This is a genomic window from Streptomyces vilmorinianum, from assembly GCF_005517195.1.
Taxonomy (GTDB): Bacteria; Actinomycetota; Actinomycetes; order Streptomycetales; family Streptomycetaceae; genus Streptomyces; species Streptomyces vilmorinianum.
Genome location: NZ_CP040244.1, coordinates 3,976,729 through 3,992,895 on the forward strand (window position 1 = coordinate 3,976,729; position 16,167 = coordinate 3,992,895).

Sequence of the window (16,167 nt, forward strand, 5' to 3'; positions counted from 1 at the left end):
CCACATCGCGTGCGAGGGGATGGGGGCGGGGGGATGGGGGCGGGGGGTGGGGCTTCAGCGGATGGCGCCGGCCGTCATTCCGGAGATGACCTGTCGCTGGAAGAGGGCGTAGACGACCAGTTGGGGGACGAGGACGAGCGTCGCGGACGCCATCATGGCGCCGTAGTCGACGCTGTACACGCCCTGGAACTGCGAGACGCCGAGCGAGACGGTGGTCAGTGTGGGGTCGTTGATGAGCGTCACCGCGAACGGGAACTCGTTCCAGACGTAGATGACGTTGAGGATGGCCAGGGTGGCGAGCACGGGGCGCATCAGCGGGAAGACCACCTTCCAGGCCATGCCCCACAGCCCGACCCCGTCGATGAGGGCGGCCTGTTCGATCTCTTCCGGGAACTCCCGCAGAAATCCGGTGAGAAGCAGGATGTTGAAGGGGATCGTGACCGCGATGTACGGCAGGATCAGCGCGGCGTGCGTGCCGAAGAGGCCGAGCGCGATGTCGATCCGGTAGACCGGGAAGAGCAGGACGTAGACGGGAACGGCGAGCCCGGCGAGGAAGTAGTAGCGCAGGGAGCTCTGGACACGCCGCCTGGTGGTACGGAAGACCATGCGGGTGAGTGCGAACGCCGCCATGAACGAGATCACCAGCCCGGCCGTCACCGAGACGAACGCCAGGATCAGCGTGTTCTTGTACATCACCAGCAGGTTGAGCGTCTGCGTGGCCTGCCGGTAGTTCGCCAGGCTCAGATCGTCGAGCGAGAACGAGCGGTTCAGGATGTTCTCGTTCGACTGGAAGGACAGGAGCGCGATCCACAGCAGCGGGAAGAGGATCACGAAGGTGATCAGATACGCGGCGGCGGTGGCGACGATCCGTCCCGTCCGCGGCTTCCTGGGCTCGTTCATCGCGCTGCCGCCCTTCTGCGCATTCCGGCGAGGGTGAGGGCGGAGGCGACGGCGCCGATCAGGAAGACGACGACGGCCAGGGCCATGCCGTAGCTGTACTGCTGGGTGGTGAAGGTGATGTGGTACATGTAGCTGACCAGTACCTCGGAGAGGTGGGCGGGCCCGCCGCCGGTCAGGGCGTAGACCAGCTCGAAGACCTTGAACACGCCTGTCACCACGAGCGCGGTGACGATGCCGAACGTCTCGCGCAGCATCGGTACGACGATGTGGCGCAGTTGCTGGAACCGGTTGGCGCCGTCGAGGGTGCTGGCCTCCAGGACCTCGCGGGGAAGCATGCGGATCCCGGCGTAGAAGATCGTGACGACGAAGCCGATCTGCTGCCAGAGATGGACGAGGGCGACGGAGTACGGGCTGAGGGTGCTGCCCCCGATCCACTGCGGCTGCGCCGGTACTCCGACGGCGAGGAGGAAGGCGTTCGCGAGGCCGATGTCCGGGTCGAGGATGAAGATCCAGACGAGTCCCACCAGGATCGGGGCGACGATCGCCGGTGCGAAGACGAGCGGTCTGAGGACGGCGCTTCCCTTCACCTGGCCGCTGAGGAGAACGGCGAGCAGGAAGGCGAGCGGGATCAGCAGGAGGAGCGAGAGGCCGAGGATGACACCGGTGTTGCGGAGCGAGGTCCAGAAGGCGCTGTCGTCGGCCATGGCGCGGTAGTTCTCCGTCCCGACGAACTCGGGTGAGGAGACGCCGTCGAAGGCGGTGAAGCTGTAGTACAGGGAGTACAGGATGGGGTACACCATGAAGACGGTGTAGAGCAGGAACGCCGGGGCGATCATCAGGGTGAACTGCCGGCGTGTGGTGAGCCAGTTCATGCCGTTCCTGTCGTACGGGCAGGGCCGCGAGGCCTAGGTGATGCTGCGCTGGACGAGTTCGACGGCTTCCTTCGGCGTGAGGGCCTTCTGTATGACGCCGTAGAGGCTGTCGTACATGGCGCTGGCGGTGGCCGCGGAGACCGCCAGGTCGGGCTGGACGGAGGGACTGGACCAGCCGGGCCGGCCCGCCTCGTCGAGGACCGCGGCGAAGACGGTGTCGCGTGCGGTGTTCACCTTCGGGCGGTAGGTGGTGACCGGCGGCTGGGCGTTGTCCACGAGGATCTGCTGGCCCTCGTCGCTGTAGTAGAAGTGCAGGAACGCCTCGACGGCCCGGTACTTGCGGTCGTCCTTCTTCACCTTCGCGCTGACCACGAAGGGGGCGGACGGGGCGTTCATCGCGAGGCGCTGGTCGCCGACGCCGTCGGGGAACTCGGGTCCGGCCCAGAAGCCGGTGTGCGGTCCGACCGGGCTCTTCTGGATCTTCGCGGCCTCCCACACACCGGAGTCGAGGAACGCCGCCTTGCCGGCCGTGAAGGACGCGACGGCCTGGGCGTAGGTCTGGGTGGAGACGTTGGAGGGGAAGGCCCCGGCGTCGGCGAGTTCGGCGATGTGCTCGTACAAGCGCAGGAAGTCGGGGTTGTCGTAGCCGAGGGTCCCGTCGAGGATCGCGGGCGTCTTCTCCTCGAAACCGTGCCGGCTGAGCATGGTCAGGAACGACCAGACGCTGAAGGCCGAGCTGTTGGCGCCCTTGGCGATCGGGACGATGCCCGCCGCCTTGAGCTTCTTCGAGGCGGCCAGGAGGTCGTCGAAGGTACGCGGCATGGGAACGCCGTGCCGGTCGAGGATCTGCTTGTTGTAGTAGAAGCCGGTGACCAGGGCCTGGTACGGGACTCCGTACTGGACCTGTCCCTGGCGGAAGCCGTCCACCATGCTCGGCTTGAACTTCTGCCCCAGCCCCTTCTGTTCGAGGATCGGGGTCAGGTCGAGGAGCTTGCCGTCCTTGACCATGTTCCTGGCCAGGGAGTCGTAGACCCAGAAGACCTCGGGCAGGGTGTCGCTCTGCGCGGCGATGGTCATCTGCTGTTGGTGCTGCTCGACGGGCTGCCCCACCAGGTTGATCCTGAGCTGGGGGTTTCTGGCGTTGAAGGCCTCCACGAGCGCGTACGTCGCCGGGTCCTGGTCCTTGATGTTCGGGTTCTGCATCGAGAGCGTGATGACGCCCTGGCCGGACCCGGAGCCCTGGCCGCCGGTTCCGTCGACGGCCGCTCCGCATCCGGTCGCGGTGGCGGCGAGCAGTGCGCCGGCCAGGGCCGTGCCGGTGAGCCGGCGGCGTATACGACGCGGTCCCGGCCCGCCGGCTCTTGGTGTCAACGTTGACATTCTTGGTTCTCCGCTCCGTGAGGGTGAGGACGTACGCGTGGGGGGGGGCCACCTCTGCTGACGCGGCGTCATGGGCCGGTCGCTCAGCGGGTGGCAAACGTTTCGATGAAAAGTACCCGGCATGACGCGGCTGTCAAGACGGTGCGCACCGATCATTTCCACGACGCTCAACAGAACGGCAGCGCAGGACCGTTGACGCTCCCGAGGAGCCCGTGCCACGATCCGGCAAGAAGCACGCAAACGTTTCGATGAGACAGGCTCGTCGGACGGCGACGACGGGCGGTGAGCAACGGTGGCGACGATCGTCGACGTCGCACGGCTGGCTGGGGTGTCCACCTCGACGGTGTCCCATGTCATCAACGCGACGAGACCGGTGAATCCGCGGACCAGGGAGCGCGTCGAGGACGCGATACGCGCCACCGGCTACCAGCGCGACAGCGTGGCGCGGGCGCTGCGCCGCTCCCGCACCGACTCGATCGGCCTGATCGTCTCCGATGTGGCGCAGCCGGCCTTCGCGGAGATGGTGCGCGGGGTGGAGCACGAGGCGACGAAGGCCGGCTACACCCTGCTCCTCGCCAACTCCGGTGAGGATCCCGCCCTGGAGCGGCGCGCACTGCGGGTTCTGGCGGAGCGCAAGGTGGACGGCCTGGTCGTCGCCCCCGTGGGCCGGTCCGAACGGGCCGGGCTCGAAGCCGTGCGCGCCCAGGGCATCCCGCTCGTGGTGATGGACCGCCTGGGCGCGCTTCCCACGGACCAGGTCGGGGTCGAGAACGCCGACCCCATGGGCGAGCTGGTACGGCACCTCGTCGGGCACGGTCACCGCCGGATCGCCCTCGCGGCGGGCGACCGGGCGGTGGCGACGATAGAGGAACGGTGCAGGGGGTACCGGGAGGCGCTCGCCGCCTCGGGGATCGGGTACGAGGACGAGCTGGTGCTGTGGGGCAGCGGGCTCGCCGCCGACACGCGCGCGCGGGTACACGAGCTGTTCGCCGGCCCGCAGCCGCCGTCGGCGCTCGTGGCGGTGAGCACCGAGACGGCGATCGGGTCTCTCCAGGCGCTGCGCGCACGGGAGTTGGACATCCCGGGGGACGTGGCGTTCGCCGCCTTCGACGGCTTCCCGTACATGGACCTGTTCCGTCCGGGGATCACGGCCGTCACACAGCCGGCGTACGAGATCGGCAGCACCGCGATGTCGCTGCTGCTGAGCCGGATGGACGGCACCCTGACCTCACGGCACCGCTCGATCCGGCTCCAGCCGGAGCTCACGTACCGGGAGTCGTGCGGATGTCCCGCCTGAGCCCCGGCCCGGCGCTCACTCCCCGGGGGTGCGGCGCTGAGCCGTCAGGGAGGCGACGAGCACCCCGGCCAGTCCCGCCCACACCGCCGCGCCCGCGCCCACGGTCACCCAGCCCACGGCGCCGAGCGCGACGGCCGTCGCCAGGCCGGTGCCCAGCGCGCGCCGGTCGGTGGCGAAGGCCCACGCGCGGCGGCCTGTGCCGGGCTCGCGCATCTCGAGGACCGCGGCTCGGCACACCAGCGCGGCGGCGGCGACCACCACCGTGATCACGGACGCGTCGGACGGATCCATGACACCTGCCTCTCCCGTCCATGCTCCCGCACGAACCCGCCCCGCGCCGGTCCGCGCCGCCCGCGCTGGTCCGCGGCGGTCTTGCCCTGCGGGGCGCGGCCCGCTCAGGCTCAGGCTCAGGCTCAGGCCGCGAGGAAGTCCTCGATGGCCGTGGCGAGCGCCTCCGGGGTCTCCTCCGGGGCGTAGTGGCCCGCGTCGGCGAGGACTTCGAGGCGGGCGTTCGGATACCACTGGAGCCAGCCGGCCTCCATCGCCGCGGCGCCCAGTGCCGGATCGTGGGCACCGACGACGAGCAGGACGGGGGCCGGGTTGTCCTTGACACGGTGGTGGAAGTCGGTGCGGGACCAGGAGTCGAGATAGGCGCGGAAGGCCGTGGCCGAGGAGCGTTCCACCGAGCGCGCCACGAGCCGGTCGAGCCACGCGTCGTCGTACCGTCCGCCCGTGGTGGTGTCGATGATGACCCGGCGCAGGGCGTGGTCCTCCGCGGCCCCGGAGAACAGCTCCCAGCTCTCACCGTCGAGCGGGAAGCCGGCCGCCGACACCGGAGAGATCCCGATGAGCGAGCGGACCCGCGCGGGCGCGTCGAGGAGCATCAGCTGAGCCGCCTTGGCGCCCATCGAGTGGCCGATCACCGTGAAGGAGTCCCAGCCCAGGTCGTCGGCGACGGTCAGGGCGTCCGCGGCGACCTCCTCCATGGTGAACGCGCCCTCGGTGCCGATCGCCTCGCCGTAGCCGCGGCAGTCGAGGAACGCGTACGTGCCGGCCTCTTCGTCCAGGTGCGCGCGCAAGGGGTCGAAGGTCGTGCGGTCGCCGAACCAGTTGTGCAGCAGGAGGGCCCGCCGGGGTCCCCTGCCCTGTACGTCGTACGGAAGAACCTGGCCCGTCATCACGCCCCCTGGTCACGAGGTGGTGGAAGTGCTCTGTCACTGTGCGCGCCGTCCCTGTGCACGCCGTCATCGTGGCGCCGACGTCGGCGATCAAGTCTCGCGAGCCCCGACGGCCGGGTCAACGGTGCCGGCCCCGCGCGTCGGCGCGGGGTGAGCGCGCGTGCGCCCCCGGACGTCGCGAGGGCCCGAGGCGGCGTACCGGGCGGTACGCACGGACTTGGCACCGCGCGGCGCCCCGGGCCGAGATGCGGTGCCCCGTGGCCGGGGAGCATCCTGACTGTGTGACCTCGCACGGCGTGGCCGGCCACGACCCGTCGGCCGAGACCGGGGACCCACCCGGGAGGACGGACACCGACGGGCGGCTGCTCGACGCGCTGCCGCTGGTCCTCTCCGAAGCGGCGCTGCGGACGATCGAGGCGGTCGGCGGATACGCCGGAGGTGTCTACCTGCGGTCCGGGACGCCGGGCCTGCTCCGCATGGCCGTGCTCGCCGGGCTGCCCGGCGCCCTGTTCCGGCCCTGGTGGCGGATGCACGCGAACCGGCCGTTCCCCGTGGCCGAGGCCCATCGCTCGGGCCAGCCGGTCCATCTGGCCGACGTCGAAGAGGCCATGCGGCAGTTCCCGCAGCTCGTGGCGAGCCTCCCGTTCCCCTTCGCCTCCCTGTACGCGCCCGTCGTCAGCGGCCGCGAACGGTTCGGGGTGCTCGTGGTGCTGCGCACGCCCACGCCCGGGGTCCCGGTCAATTCCCGGGACCGCACGCGGATGGCGCGGGAGGCCCAGCGGCTGGGGGCCTCCCTGGCGCGTCTCGCCGAAGCCGGGCACGCCGTCGAATGGCCTGGTGAGCCGGTGTGCGTCCAGCTGCCCTCGGGCGGCACGAAGCCCGTGCGGATCGGCTACTTCGACTGGGACCTCGACACCGGTACGGTCACCGCCGACGCCGGGCTGCGGGCCATCCTCGGTGACGACACCCCCTTCCCCGGGACCTTCGAGGCGCTGACCGCGCGCCTCGCGCCGGAGGACAGCTACGCCCTGTGGACCATGGCCCGCCGGGCGGCGGAGTCCGGCGCCCAGATGGCGCGCAGGATCCGGCTCAAGGGGCCCGACGGCGGGCTCCACCTCCTCGAGGTCTCCGCCCGCGCCAGTCCGGGCGACCGTCCCGGCCGGCTGTCGGGCTCGCTGGTCGACCTCGGCACCGGCCTGATCGGCTCCGACGCCACCGACCGGCTGCCGCAGGCCATCCTGGCGATCGACCGCCTGGGCCGGATCACCTACGTCAACCACCTCACCGAGGCCCTCCTCGGCCGCCCCCGTTCCTCGCTCGCCGGGTCGACCCTGTGGGACGCCCTGCCGTGGTTCCGTCATCCCGCGTACGAGGAACATCTGCGGGCCGCGCTCCTGTCCGACGAGCCCGTGCACTTCCTGGCCCACACGGGCGAGCGGGCGTGGCTGTCGGTGTCGCTCTACCCGGGCCACGACGGCGTCACGACGGTGCTCCGCCCGGAGCGCGACCCCACCTACCAGCCCGGCTCGCTCGCCCGCCCCGACGTCGGTCTCGGATCCCCCGCGGACCAGGCCTCGGCGCTGTACCGGCCGGTGGCGCTCGCCATCGCGCTGACCGAGGCGGTGACGGCACGTCAGGTGTCGGCCGTGGTCACCGACGAGCTGCTGCCCGCGTTCGGCGGCCGCCAGCTGGCGATCTATCTGCTGAGCGACCGCCATCTGTACCTGGCGTGGGAGACCGGGTTCCCGACGGGCTTCCTGGAGCCCTTCGACGGGGTCGGCCTCGACGCCCGGATGCCGGGCGTCGAGACGCTCACGACCGGCCGCCCGCTGTTCTACGAGTCGATGCAGCAGCTGAGCCGCGCGTATCCGGACCTCCCCCTGGACGCGAACACGGGAGCCCGCGCGTTCCTGCCGCTGATCGCCTCGGGCCGCCCCGTCGGCTCGTGCATCCTCGGCTTCGACCGGCCGCGCGGCTTCAGCCCGGAGGAGCGCACGGTCCTGACCGCGCTCGCCGGACTCATCGCCCAGGCCCTCGAGCGGGCCCGGCGGTACGACAGCGAGTCCGCCCTCGCCCGCGGGCTGCAGGACGCCCTGCTGCCCCGCCGGCTGCCGGTCCGCGACAAGGTGGACACGGTGGCGCGCTATCTGCCCGGCACCCAGGGCATGGACGTGGGCGGCGACTGGTACGACGTGATCGAGACGGGTCAGGGGCAGCTGGCGCTGGTGGTCGGCGACGTCCAGGGCCACGGCGTCGCGGCCGCGGCCACGATGGGACAGCTGCGCAGTGCGGTACGGGCCTTCGCGCTGGGCGGCCTCCCGCCGCAGGACGTGGTCCGGGGCACCAACCGGCTGCTGATCGACCTCGATCCGGGGCAGTTCGCCAGCTGCTGCTACGTCGTGCTCGATCCGGAGACGGGTGCCACCCAGGCCGTACGGGCCGGGCATCCGCAGCCTCTGATACGGCTGCCGGACGGCACGACGCGGGTGCTGGAGCTCCCGGGCGGACTGGTCCTCGGGATCGACGATCAGGCCTCGTACCCGGTGACGGAGCTGCGGCTGGCCCCGGGGGCGGTCCTGGCGCTGTTCACGGACGGACTGGTGGAGCAGCCGGGCCACGACATCGACGAGGGCATCGAGCGCCTGCGGCGCACGTTCTCCGCCACGGGCGCGGTCTCCCTCTCGGAGACGGCGGACCGGCTGGTCCGCGACGCCCGTCAGGCCACCGACCGCCCGGACGACATCGCCCTCCTCCTGGCCGCCCGGTGGGCGAACCTCGCCTAGCGTTCACCCGGTCGGCCTCGTGGCGCTGGTCGGCGGGGCGCCGTACGGCGAGGCTGGGGGCATCAGCAGGCAGCCCGAGGAGGACGAGTGCATCAGGACGAGCAGCCGCAGTACGGGCCCGTGGTCTTCCGCGACCGCTCCGCCGGGTTCGCCTTCCTGACCCGGTCCACGGCGACCAGCGCCGAGACGATCGAGTGGGACGACGGCAACACGTATCCCGTGGTCGACGTCGAGATCTCCTCCGAGAGCCATCCGTTCTACACGGGCAAGGCGCGCACGGTGGACTCCGAGGGCCGGATCGCGAAGTTCGAGCGGCGCTACGGCGAGGGTGAGGGCGAAGGCGAGGGCGATCCCGCCTGAGGCGACGCGCGCGCTCGATCCGGCGTTGTCGGTGCCGCCCCGTACGCTGATCGGGTCGGTACGAGAACGGCACACGGCACGGTACGGGGGGCTGGTCATGCGGGAGTTGTTCCTGACGGACGCGCAGGCGTACATCAGGTGGATCGAGTTGCCGGGAGGTGACGGCCCCGCACGGGTCTATCTCCACGGCCTCGGGTGCACGGGCGCCTCCGACTTCGCGCACATCGCGACGCGTCCCTCGCTGGGCGGCGGACCGGCGCTCCTGGTGGATCTGCTCGGGTTCGGCCTGAGCGACCGCCCGCGTGGCTTCGACTACCGGATGGCGTCGCAGGCCGCGGCCGTGGCGCGGGTCCTGGAGCACCGGGGGCTCGCCGGGGTGGAGCTGATCGGGCACTCGATGGGCGGCGCCGTCGCCGTCCAGCTGGCGGCGGCGCGGCCCGATCTGATCGCCCGGCTCGTGGTGGCCGAGCCCAATCTGTATCCCGGCGGGGGCATGTTCAGCTCACCGGTCGCCGCCCAGGACGAGGAGTCCTTCGTCCGGGAGGGCTTCGCGGGGATGCCGGCCTGGGTGGACCGGGCCGACTACGCGGCGCGGCTGCGGCTCGCCGATCCGCTCGCGGTGCACCGCAGCGCGGTCGCCCTGGTCGAAGGGTCCTCGCCCGCGGAGGGGGAGCTGCTGGCCGCTCTGGACCGGCCGCGGGCCTTCCTGGTCGGCGAGTACAGCCTCCCGGATGCCGACGCCGAGCGCATACGCGCGCTCGGCGTCCCGGTGTTCGAGGTGCCGAGGGCCGGGCACAATCTGATGCTCGACAACCCGGAGGGGTTCACGGAGGCGCTGGTCCGGGCCCTGGCTGTCGAGCGCCCCTGATCTGACCTGTCACCGGCTGCCGCCTACCTCAACGGGCGGAAGAAGGCCCGAAGTTCGGCGGCCACCTGCTCCGGTTCCTCGTGGGCCATGAAGTGGCCGCCGCGGCCCGGTGTGCTCCAGTGGCGCAGGTCGTGGAGCGTGCGCTCGGCGAGGCTTCGGGGAAAGCCGGCGCAGGCGGGTTCATGGCTGAGGGTGACCGCCGCGGGGACCTCTACGGGCGGGACGGGCTGGTTGTGGTGGTAGTCGTAGTACTGCCGGAACGAGGAGCCGATGGTGCCGGTCGCCCAGTAGAGGGTGGCGACCGTCAGGAGGGTGTCCCTGTCCCAGCGGGACTCCAGGTCCCCGGCGCAGTCGCTCCAGTCCCGGTACTTGTCGGCGATCCAGGCGAGCAGTCCGGCCGGTGAGTCCCTCAGGGCGGCGGCGATCGTGTCGGGCCGGGTGCACATGATCTCGCTGTAGCCCTGGTCGCCGGAGTCGTAGGCGGTGAGCGCGTCGAGGTACGTGCGCTCCTCGGGGGTGGGCGGATGCGCCTCGAAGTCGCCGGTGACGACGGCGGAGGTGATGTGGACGCCGGCGACCTCGCCGGGGTAGAGGGCGCCGAGCCACTGCGTCACGCCTCCGCCGATGTCCCCGCCGAAGGCGCCGAAGCGCGCGTACCCGAGGGCCCGGGTCATCAGCGTGTGCCAGGTCTCGGCGACCCCGCGGCGGGTGAACGGCCCGGCAGGCAGGGCCGAGTAGAGGAAGCCCGGCAGGGACGGGACGACGACGTCGAAGGCGTCGGCCGGGTCACCGCCGTGAGCGGCGGGGTCGGCCAGCAGCTCGGCGACGCGCAGCATCTCCACGAAGCTGCTCGGCCAGCCGTGGGAGAGGATCAGCGGCAGGGGTGCCGGGGCGCCCTCGGGGCGGCGGGCACGCAGATGGACGAAGTGCACCGGGCGTCCGGCGACTTCCGCGAGGTGGTGGGGATACGTGTTGAGGAGTTCCTCCGCCTTCGCCCAGTCGTAGCCGTCCGCCCAGTAGGAGACGAGCTCCCGCAGGCGGCCGGGGTCGGTACCGGCGGCCCAGTAGGTGGAGTCGGACGGCTCGGTGAAGAGGGTGCGGCGCAGACGGTGGCGCAGATCGTGCAGGACGTCGTCGGACACGGAGATCCGGAAAGGCGTGACAGTCATGGTTCCTTCGCTCAGGAGTGCTCGGCCGGCGGGCACTCCCGGTGCGGTCAGACAGACACGGCGCGAGGGAGGGCCCGTACAGAGTGCTGGTCGTTCATCTGGGCTCACCTCCCGGCTCGACGTTCGCGTTCTCCGACCATACCGGCGGGAGCGGACGAGCGCATCCGGATTACGCGCGGCGGCGGCCCGGGGCGTCCTGAAGCGTCGGACCGTTCCGAGCGTCCTGACGTGAACGGAAGACCGCCCCCGCGAACTGCTTCGCGGGGGCGGTCGGGTGCACGCCCCTCAGGGGTGCGGAAGTACGGCGACGGGTCCTTCTCAGGCCTCGACGACGCCGGACTCGGCGACGACGATCTTGGCGCTGGTGGCGCCGGAGCGGGAGCCGAGGCCCTCGATCTTCTTGACCAGGTCCTGGCCCTCCACGACCTCGCCGAAGACGACGTGCTTGCCGTCCAGCCAGTCGGTCACGATGGTGGTGATGAAGAACTGGGAGCCGTTGGTGTTGCGGCCCGCGTTCGCCATGGAGAGCAGGTACGGCCGGTCGTGCTTCCGCGTGAAGTTCTCGTCCTCGAACTTCTCGCCGTAGATGCTCTTGCCACCGGTGCCGTTGCCCCGGGTGAAGTCGCCGCCCTGGAGCATGAACTGCGGGATGACACGGTGGAACGGGGAGCCGGCGTACCCGAAGCCGTGCTCGCCGGTGGCGAGCTCACGGAAGTTCTTCGCCGTCTTGGGGACGACGTCGTCGAACAGCTTGAAGACGATCCGGCCGGCGGGCTCGTCGTTGATCGTGATGTCGAAGTAAACGTTGTTGCTCATGGGGACATCCTGTCATTCCCAGTCACGCACCGCGCACAGGGGCTGCCCCTCGCAGGGCCGGGCGCGTCACCGTCTTCACCCGCCTGCCTCCGTCGCGAGCTTTCCCTGACACGGCGGATCCCCGTACACCTGCGCGGCGTACGGGGATCCGGGGGCGTTACGCCAGTCCGCCGACGTCCGGCGTCTTGAGGCCGCTGTCGGTGACCAGCGGGGCGGTCTCCTCCACGAGTGAGCCGACCCCGGCGTCCTCCTGCAGGAGGCCGGTCACGCCGGGCGCACCGGTCGCGCCGGATTCGGCCGCGGACGCGTTCGGCGGCGGGGTGACGAGGGCCGTGACGACCCCTGCGGCGAGGGAGGCGATGGCGAGCATGCTGCGCTTCTTCATGCCCTGGTCAACTGTCGAGCGGCCCGTGGGTTACGGCCTGCGGCCCGGACGAACGGAATCGGCGAGGCCAGGGCGGCGATACCGGTGCCCGGCGCCAGTTCGACCGCCACACTTCCCCACATATGATCATGATTCCCCACAATTGCACTGCAACCGTATGGTTGAGGTGGATGTCTCTCCTAGTGACACCACTGTCCCCGGAGCAACAGAAATTGGGGGACGTCATGCTTCACCGTCAGAGCCTCGCGGCTGTGGCCGCCGGCATTCTTCTGGCCGCGGGGATCGGTGCGACGATCCCCGCCGGCGCCTCCACGGAGCAGTCCCGGGCGACGACCCAGCCCTCGACCGCCCTGGTGGTCAACGCCCGCTGGGGCGGGCACGCCTCCTTCGACCGGCTCGTCATCGACGTCCGGGGCACGATGCCCCCGGTCACCGTGACTCCGGTCAGCGCGCTGTACTACGACGGATCGGGCGAGCGGGTGCCGCTCGCCGGGAAGTACTTCCTGGAGATCAGGCTCTCCCCCGCCGCCGCGCACAACGAGTCCGGTCAGTCCGTCTACCAGGGACCCCGGCTCCTGAAGATCTATCTGCCCACGCTCAAGGGTGTCGCCCTGACCGGCGACTTCGAGGGTGTGGTGAGCATCGGAGCGGCCTTCGACACCAAGCCCAGCTACAAGACCTTCACGCTCCACTCCCCCGAGCGCTTCGTGCTCGACATCAACCACCCGGTCGGCTGCCGGGCCTGAACGAGGGGGCAGACCGCGGGGGCCGTCCCGGTGACGGCCCCCGCCGCGCCGCTCAGGTGTCGGCGCCGGTCTCCACGTACACGGTCGTGCCGGAACGGCGGGCACGGTCGATCTCGGCGAGCCGCGCGAAGTTCCCCGGTGCCATCTCCCGCTCCCATTCGGCGAGGGTGCGCAGGCGGAACTCGCTGTGCTCGTCGGGGTCGAGGACGATCCCGGCGAGCTGCTCGTCCGTCAGGACGCCGCCGTCGAAGATGAATCCGATGTGGTTGGCCGGCCACTCCTCGCCGCGGTGGCCGACGAAGTGGGTGCCGAGGAGCCTCGGCTCGCCCCCGAAGACGATGCCCGTCTCCTCGTGGCACTCGCGTACCGCCGTCTCCCACGGCGTCTCGCCCGGGTCCATGTTGCCGCCGGGCCACTGCCACAGCTCGGGGCTGTACGTGGCGCGCAGCTGGAGGGGCCGGCCGTCGGTGTCGGTGAAGTACAGACAGGCGTACGCCGTCGCCCTCGGCAGCGTCGCGATGTACTCGGCGGGCGGCAGCCAGGTGTTCGCCATGGGTCAGCTCTCTTTCGACGGGCCGGGTGGATCACCCCATCCAACCGGTCCCGCCGCCCCCGTCCCGCGCCCCGCGATCATGTCCACCGGATCGTGTGATCAGGGGGCGACGGACCACGTGAGGACCTGTGCGCCCGTCCCCTCTCACGCGAGGTCGTCGGGCAGTTCGGCCGGGAGCCGGTCGATCCGGCGGCGGACCAGGTGTTCGTGGATGAGGCGGCCGACGAGGGCGGCGCCGTAGACGACGTAACCGACGCCGACGAGCCAGGACTGCAGCACGAGGACCGTGCCGAACTGACCGTATGTCACCGCGTTGGACGCGATCAGCGGGGAGAAGACGAACTGGGAGAAGATCCGCAGCCCGAACAGCCCCAGGGCCGTGCAGAGCGCCCCCGGGGCCAGCGCGCGCCAGCGGATGCGTCCGCACAGCAGGAAGCGCTGGGACCACCAGAAGAAGAGGAAGGCGCCGATGACGTCGCCGAGGGCGATGGCGAAGGTGGCCGCCACGGAGGACTCCTCGGGTGCGGGGGTGGCGACGAAGAGGAGGAGCGCGGCGACGAGGACGGCCAGCCAGACGACGTGCCGCCACATGGTGTGCCAGCGCGCGGTGGGCAGGTCCCAGACCCGTTCGTAGCCGGTCTGGACGGCGGATCCGAAGGTCACACCGAAGGCGGCGAGGGCGGCGAGACCGAAGGCGGTGGTGCGTTGCAGCGCCTGTCCCGGCTTGCCGAAGAGCAGTTCGACCTCCTCCTGCGAGACCTCGGAGACGCCGAGTCCCTGGATGAGCCAGCGGGCGAAGCCCTGGCCGCGGGCGAGGTCGGCGGCGGCGACGACGATGAGCAGGGGGACGAGGGTGAGGAGGCTGAGCGCCGCGAAGCCCATCGCGCGGTGCATCAGCTCCACCTCGCGCCCGCGGTTCCAGGCGAGCCCGATGACCGAGGTCAGGAGGGATCGGTGGAGCCGGTGGAGCCAGTGACCGTGCTCGGCGGGGGCACCGTCGCGGGGCGCACCGGAAGTGGGGGGCATGCCACGGGGACTACCCGCCGGGCGCCGGGACCCCTCCGGCATGCCGCCGAACGGGGGTAGGCGAACGGAGGTACGAGAGCGGTGTGACGAGCGCGCTCAGCGGCCGCCCGCGCCGGGGGTGAGCGCGCCGGCGCGGGTGCAGCCGTCCGGCGCGAGGTCCGGGCCTCCGCTGGAGGCCTGGAGCGCGGCGCTCACCAGGGTCGCGAGGAGGTCGATGTCGGAGCCCATGTCCAGACGGACCGTCACCCAGCCCGAGCCGGCGCGCAGTCGCACGGCGCTCGACCCCAGCAGGGCGGGGCGCAGCTTCGCGATCATGGCGCGGGTGAGGTGGACGTCGGCCTCGTGCTCGCCGTGGAAGTGCACGATCTCGTGTGTCGCGGTGCGCAGACCGAGCTCGGCGCCGCACTGGGCGCGGCCGGGGACCAGCGAGGGCCAGCTCATCAGACGTTCACTGGCGTGCCTGGCTGTGTTCATACCCAGGAGCGTGCCGGGACGGACGGCCTTGCACAAGCGTCCGGGGGAAAGAATCGCGCCGATGCGTGAAACGCGCCCCCTGTCGTGACACACGGCGCGCACGGTGTCACAAAAGGCCTCCTCCTGGCGGTGGTTCGGGCGCGTTCCGCTCCCCCGTCGCGCTAGGGCGCGGGGCGTTCGCGGAGCCGGGCCGCGAGCACGGCGACGTCGTCCTCCGCGTGGCGGGCGTCGAGCCGTTCCAGGACCTCCTCCACGACCTCCTCGGGGCCGGAACCGGCGCGCAGACGGAGCGTGGAGAGCCGGGCGAGCGAGACGTCGATGTCCTCGCCGCGCCGTTCCACCAGTCCGTCGGTGAAGAGCACGAGCGTGTCGGAGGGGGCCAGGGTCCGGTTCACGGGTTCGTATCCGCCGACGCCCGTGCCCAGCGGCGGGCCGACGGGGAGCTCGACGAGGTCGGCGGAGCCGTCCGCGGCGACGATCACGGGCGGCAGGTGCCCGGCGCTGGCGAAGGTGGCCACGCGGCGCGCCGGGTCGACCTGGGCGAGCAGACAGGTCGCCGGCCGCATGCCGCCGTCGTCCGCGACGACCGAGTCGAGCTGGCGGAGCACGCGATGGGGCGGAAGATCCGTCGAGGCCACGTCCCGCAGCGCCGAACGGTACGCGTTCATGTCGACGGCCGCGTCGAGGCCGTGCCCCATCACGTCCCCCACCACCAGGAGGCTGCGGCCGAAGTGGAGCCGTACGGTCTCGAACCAGTCGCCGCCCACCAGCGTTCTGGCGCCGGCCGGCAGATAGCGGCCGGCGATCTCCAGATTGGGGTGCGGCCGGCCCGGCTCCGCGACGAGGGCCTGCTGCAGATGGAACGCGGTCCGCTCGGTCGCGGCGAGCCGGCGGGCGTGGCCCAGGTGCACGGCGGCGAGCCGGGCCGCGTCGTGGACCATGGCCGTCTCGTGGTCCGTGAAGCCGCCGGTGCGCGCGCTCACCGCGCTCACGGAACCGACGACCCGGTCCCGCCACTCCAGGGGCACCGTCAGGACCCGCACGGCGACGCCTCCGGGGGCCACGTCCGCATACGTCCGTGCCGCCCCGGCGTGCGGCCGCGGCTCCAGGCGGTCCACGAGCTTCGGATCGCCCGCCATCGCGGCGCGCACCCAGGTGGCGCCCTCCTCGGGCCGGACGTCCACGGCCGCCGCCTCGTACCCGTGGCGGCAGAGGAACGCGGCCAGGTCCTCGCAGACGGCCGTCTCGTCGAGGTGGGCGCCGATCTCCCCGATCGCGTCCGTCGCGGCACGCAGCCTGGCCAGCACCGCGGCATGCTCCTCGACCAGGGAGGCCTGCGCCCCCGCTCGCTCCGACACCG

17 protein-coding genes are annotated in these 16,167 nt (G+C 71.5%); 5 read left to right on the forward strand and 12 right to left on the reverse strand.

Features of this window, described 5'->3' with window-relative positions; all coding sequences use genetic code 11:
* Nucleotides 1-54 precede the first annotated feature (54 nt).
* The 3 genes from FDM97_RS18690 to FDM97_RS18700 are packed head-to-tail and all read right to left on the reverse strand — an operon-like array spanning nucleotide 55 to nucleotide 3,152.
* Nucleotides 55-900 carry a carbohydrate ABC transporter permease gene (locus FDM97_RS18690; protein WP_137991535.1) on the reverse strand — a complete coding sequence of 282 codons (846 nt, stop codon included), beginning with the start codon at nucleotides 898-900 and terminating at the stop codon, nucleotides 55-57.
* Nucleotides 897-1,772 (reverse strand): carbohydrate ABC transporter permease, encoded by an 876-nt coding sequence (locus FDM97_RS18695; protein ID WP_137991536.1) that lies wholly within the window; start codon nucleotides 1,770-1,772, stop codon nucleotides 897-899. Before FDM97_RS18695 ends, FDM97_RS18690 begins: the two co-directional genes overlap by 4 nt.
* A 33-nt stretch (nucleotides 1,773-1,805) precedes the next feature.
* Nucleotides 1,806-3,152 carry an ABC transporter substrate-binding protein gene (locus FDM97_RS18700; RefSeq protein ID WP_137991537.1) on the reverse strand — a complete coding sequence of 449 codons (1,347 nt, stop codon included), beginning with the start codon at nucleotides 3,150-3,152 and terminating at the stop codon, nucleotides 1,806-1,808.
* Nucleotides 3,153-3,444: 292 nt separating this feature from the next.
* On the opposite strand from FDM97_RS18700, the gene FDM97_RS18705 reads away from it, so the two are divergent.
* Nucleotides 3,445-4,449 (forward strand): LacI family DNA-binding transcriptional regulator, encoded by a 1,005-nt coding sequence (locus FDM97_RS18705; protein WP_137991538.1) that lies wholly within the window; start codon nucleotides 3,445-3,447, stop codon nucleotides 4,447-4,449.
* 15 nt (nucleotides 4,450-4,464) lie between these two features.
* On the opposite strand, the gene FDM97_RS18710 is transcribed toward FDM97_RS18705, so the two are convergent.
* The gene (locus FDM97_RS18710; RefSeq protein ID WP_137991539.1) at nucleotides 4,465-4,740 is read right to left on the reverse strand and encodes a hypothetical protein; all 276 of its coding nucleotides are present in this window, start codon (nucleotides 4,738-4,740) and stop codon (nucleotides 4,465-4,467) included.
* A 122-nt stretch (nucleotides 4,741-4,862) separates the two neighbouring features.
* Nucleotides 4,863-5,627 (reverse strand): alpha/beta fold hydrolase, encoded by a 765-nt coding sequence (locus FDM97_RS18715; RefSeq protein ID WP_137991540.1) that lies wholly within the window; start codon nucleotides 5,625-5,627, stop codon nucleotides 4,863-4,865.
* Between the two features lie 281 nt (nucleotides 5,628-5,908).
* Here FDM97_RS18715 and FDM97_RS18720 point away from each other — a divergent pair, with 281 nt between their 5' ends.
* The 3 genes from FDM97_RS18720 to FDM97_RS18730 all read left to right on the forward strand — a co-directional run bounded on the left by FDM97_RS18720 (nucleotide 5,909) and on the right by FDM97_RS18730 (nucleotide 9,638).
* Nucleotides 5,909-8,410 (forward strand): SpoIIE family protein phosphatase, encoded by a 2,502-nt coding sequence (locus tag FDM97_RS18720; RefSeq protein ID WP_254705658.1) that lies wholly within the window; start codon nucleotides 5,909-5,911, stop codon nucleotides 8,408-8,410.
* Between the two features lie 87 nt (nucleotides 8,411-8,497).
* Entirely contained in the window at nucleotides 8,498-8,770 is a 273-nt protein-coding gene (locus FDM97_RS18725) for a type B 50S ribosomal protein L31 (protein ID WP_137991542.1), read from the forward strand.
* 97 nt (nucleotides 8,771-8,867) lie between these two features.
* Nucleotides 8,868-9,638, forward strand: coding sequence for an alpha/beta fold hydrolase (locus tag FDM97_RS18730; protein WP_137991543.1), 771 nt, complete (start codon nucleotides 8,868-8,870; stop codon nucleotides 9,636-9,638).
* A gap of 23 nt (nucleotides 9,639-9,661) precedes the next feature.
* Here the strand turns inward: FDM97_RS18730 and FDM97_RS18735 are convergent, their stop codons facing one another.
* From FDM97_RS18735 to FDM97_RS18745, 3 genes are all read right to left on the reverse strand, one after another.
* Entirely contained in the window at nucleotides 9,662-10,807 is a 1,146-nt protein-coding gene (locus FDM97_RS18735) for an epoxide hydrolase family protein (RefSeq protein ID WP_137991544.1), read from the reverse strand.
* Nucleotides 10,808-11,125: 318 nt separating this feature from the next.
* Nucleotides 11,126-11,623, reverse strand: a complete 498-nt coding sequence (locus FDM97_RS18740) for a peptidylprolyl isomerase (protein WP_137991545.1) — start codon at nucleotides 11,621-11,623, stop codon at nucleotides 11,126-11,128.
* Nucleotides 11,624-11,780: 157 nt separating this feature from the next.
* Complete coding sequence (locus FDM97_RS18745) at nucleotides 11,781-12,008, reverse strand: hypothetical protein (protein ID WP_254705659.1); 228 nt, start codon at nucleotides 12,006-12,008, stop codon at nucleotides 11,781-11,783.
* Between the two features lie 224 nt (nucleotides 12,009-12,232).
* On the opposite strand from FDM97_RS18745, the gene FDM97_RS18750 reads away from it, so the two are divergent.
* Nucleotides 12,233-12,754, forward strand: coding sequence for an AMIN-like domain-containing (lipo)protein (locus FDM97_RS18750; RefSeq protein WP_137991546.1), 522 nt, complete (start codon nucleotides 12,233-12,235; stop codon nucleotides 12,752-12,754).
* A 52-nt stretch (nucleotides 12,755-12,806) separates the two neighbouring features.
* Here the strand turns inward: FDM97_RS18750 and FDM97_RS18755 are convergent, their stop codons facing one another.
* From FDM97_RS18755 to FDM97_RS18770, 4 genes are all read right to left on the reverse strand, one after another.
* The gene (locus FDM97_RS18755; RefSeq protein WP_137991547.1) at nucleotides 12,807-13,307 is read right to left on the reverse strand and encodes an NUDIX domain-containing protein; all 501 of its coding nucleotides are present in this window, start codon (nucleotides 13,305-13,307) and stop codon (nucleotides 12,807-12,809) included.
* Nucleotides 13,308-13,451: 144 nt separating this feature from the next.
* Nucleotides 13,452-14,333 carry a YhjD/YihY/BrkB family envelope integrity protein gene (locus tag FDM97_RS18760; RefSeq protein WP_137991548.1) on the reverse strand — a complete coding sequence of 294 codons (882 nt, stop codon included), beginning with the start codon at nucleotides 14,331-14,333 and terminating at the stop codon, nucleotides 13,452-13,454.
* A gap of 96 nt (nucleotides 14,334-14,429) precedes the next feature.
* The gene (locus tag FDM97_RS18765; protein WP_254705660.1) at nucleotides 14,430-14,807 is read right to left on the reverse strand and encodes a luciferase domain-containing protein; all 378 of its coding nucleotides are present in this window, start codon (nucleotides 14,805-14,807) and stop codon (nucleotides 14,430-14,432) included.
* Nucleotides 14,808-14,968: 161 nt separating this feature from the next.
* Nucleotides 14,969-16,165, reverse strand: a complete 1,197-nt coding sequence (locus FDM97_RS18770; protein WP_254705661.1) for a PP2C family protein-serine/threonine phosphatase — start codon at nucleotides 16,163-16,165, stop codon at nucleotides 14,969-14,971.
* Nucleotides 16,166-16,167 lie beyond the last annotated feature (2 nt).

Excerpts from the sequence above, each read along its gene's own strand:
- FDM97_RS18765 (WP_254705660.1), bottom strand. The coding sequence starts at position 14,807 with ATGAACACAGCCAGGCACGCCAGTGAACGTCTGATGAGCTGGCCCTCG.
- FDM97_RS18750 (WP_137991546.1), top strand. The coding sequence starts at position 12,233 with ATGCTTCACCGTCAGAGCCTCGCGGCTGTGGCCGCCGGCATTCTTCTG.
- FDM97_RS18740 (WP_137991545.1), bottom strand. The coding sequence starts at position 11,623 with ATGAGCAACAACGTTTACTTCGACATCACGATCAACGACGAGCCCGCC.
- FDM97_RS18735 (WP_137991544.1), bottom strand. The coding sequence starts at position 10,807 with ATGACTGTCACGCCTTTCCGGATCTCCGTGTCCGACGACGTCCTGCAC.
- FDM97_RS18730 (WP_137991543.1), top strand. The coding sequence starts at position 8,868 with ATGCGGGAGTTGTTCCTGACGGACGCGCAGGCGTACATCAGGTGGATC.
- FDM97_RS18760 (WP_137991548.1), bottom strand. The coding sequence starts at position 14,333 with ATGCCCCCCACTTCCGGTGCGCCCCGCGACGGTGCCCCCGCCGAGCAC.
- FDM97_RS18755 (WP_137991547.1), bottom strand. The coding sequence starts at position 13,307 with ATGGCGAACACCTGGCTGCCGCCCGCCGAGTACATCGCGACGCTGCCG.
- FDM97_RS18745 (WP_254705659.1), bottom strand. The coding sequence starts at position 12,008 with ATGAAGAAGCGCAGCATGCTCGCCATCGCCTCCCTCGCCGCAGGGGTC.
- FDM97_RS18695 (WP_137991536.1), bottom strand. The coding sequence starts at position 1,772 with ATGAACTGGCTCACCACACGCCGGCAGTTCACCCTGATGATCGCCCCG.
- FDM97_RS18690 (WP_137991535.1), bottom strand. The coding sequence starts at position 900 with ATGAACGAGCCCAGGAAGCCGCGGACGGGACGGATCGTCGCCACCGCC.
- FDM97_RS18700 (WP_137991537.1), bottom strand. The coding sequence starts at position 3,152 with ATGTCAACGTTGACACCAAGAGCCGGCGGGCCGGGACCGCGTCGTATA.
- FDM97_RS18710 (WP_137991539.1), bottom strand. The coding sequence starts at position 4,740 with ATGGATCCGTCCGACGCGTCCGTGATCACGGTGGTGGTCGCCGCCGCC.
- FDM97_RS18715 (WP_137991540.1), bottom strand. The coding sequence starts at position 5,627 with ATGACGGGCCAGGTTCTTCCGTACGACGTACAGGGCAGGGGACCCCGG.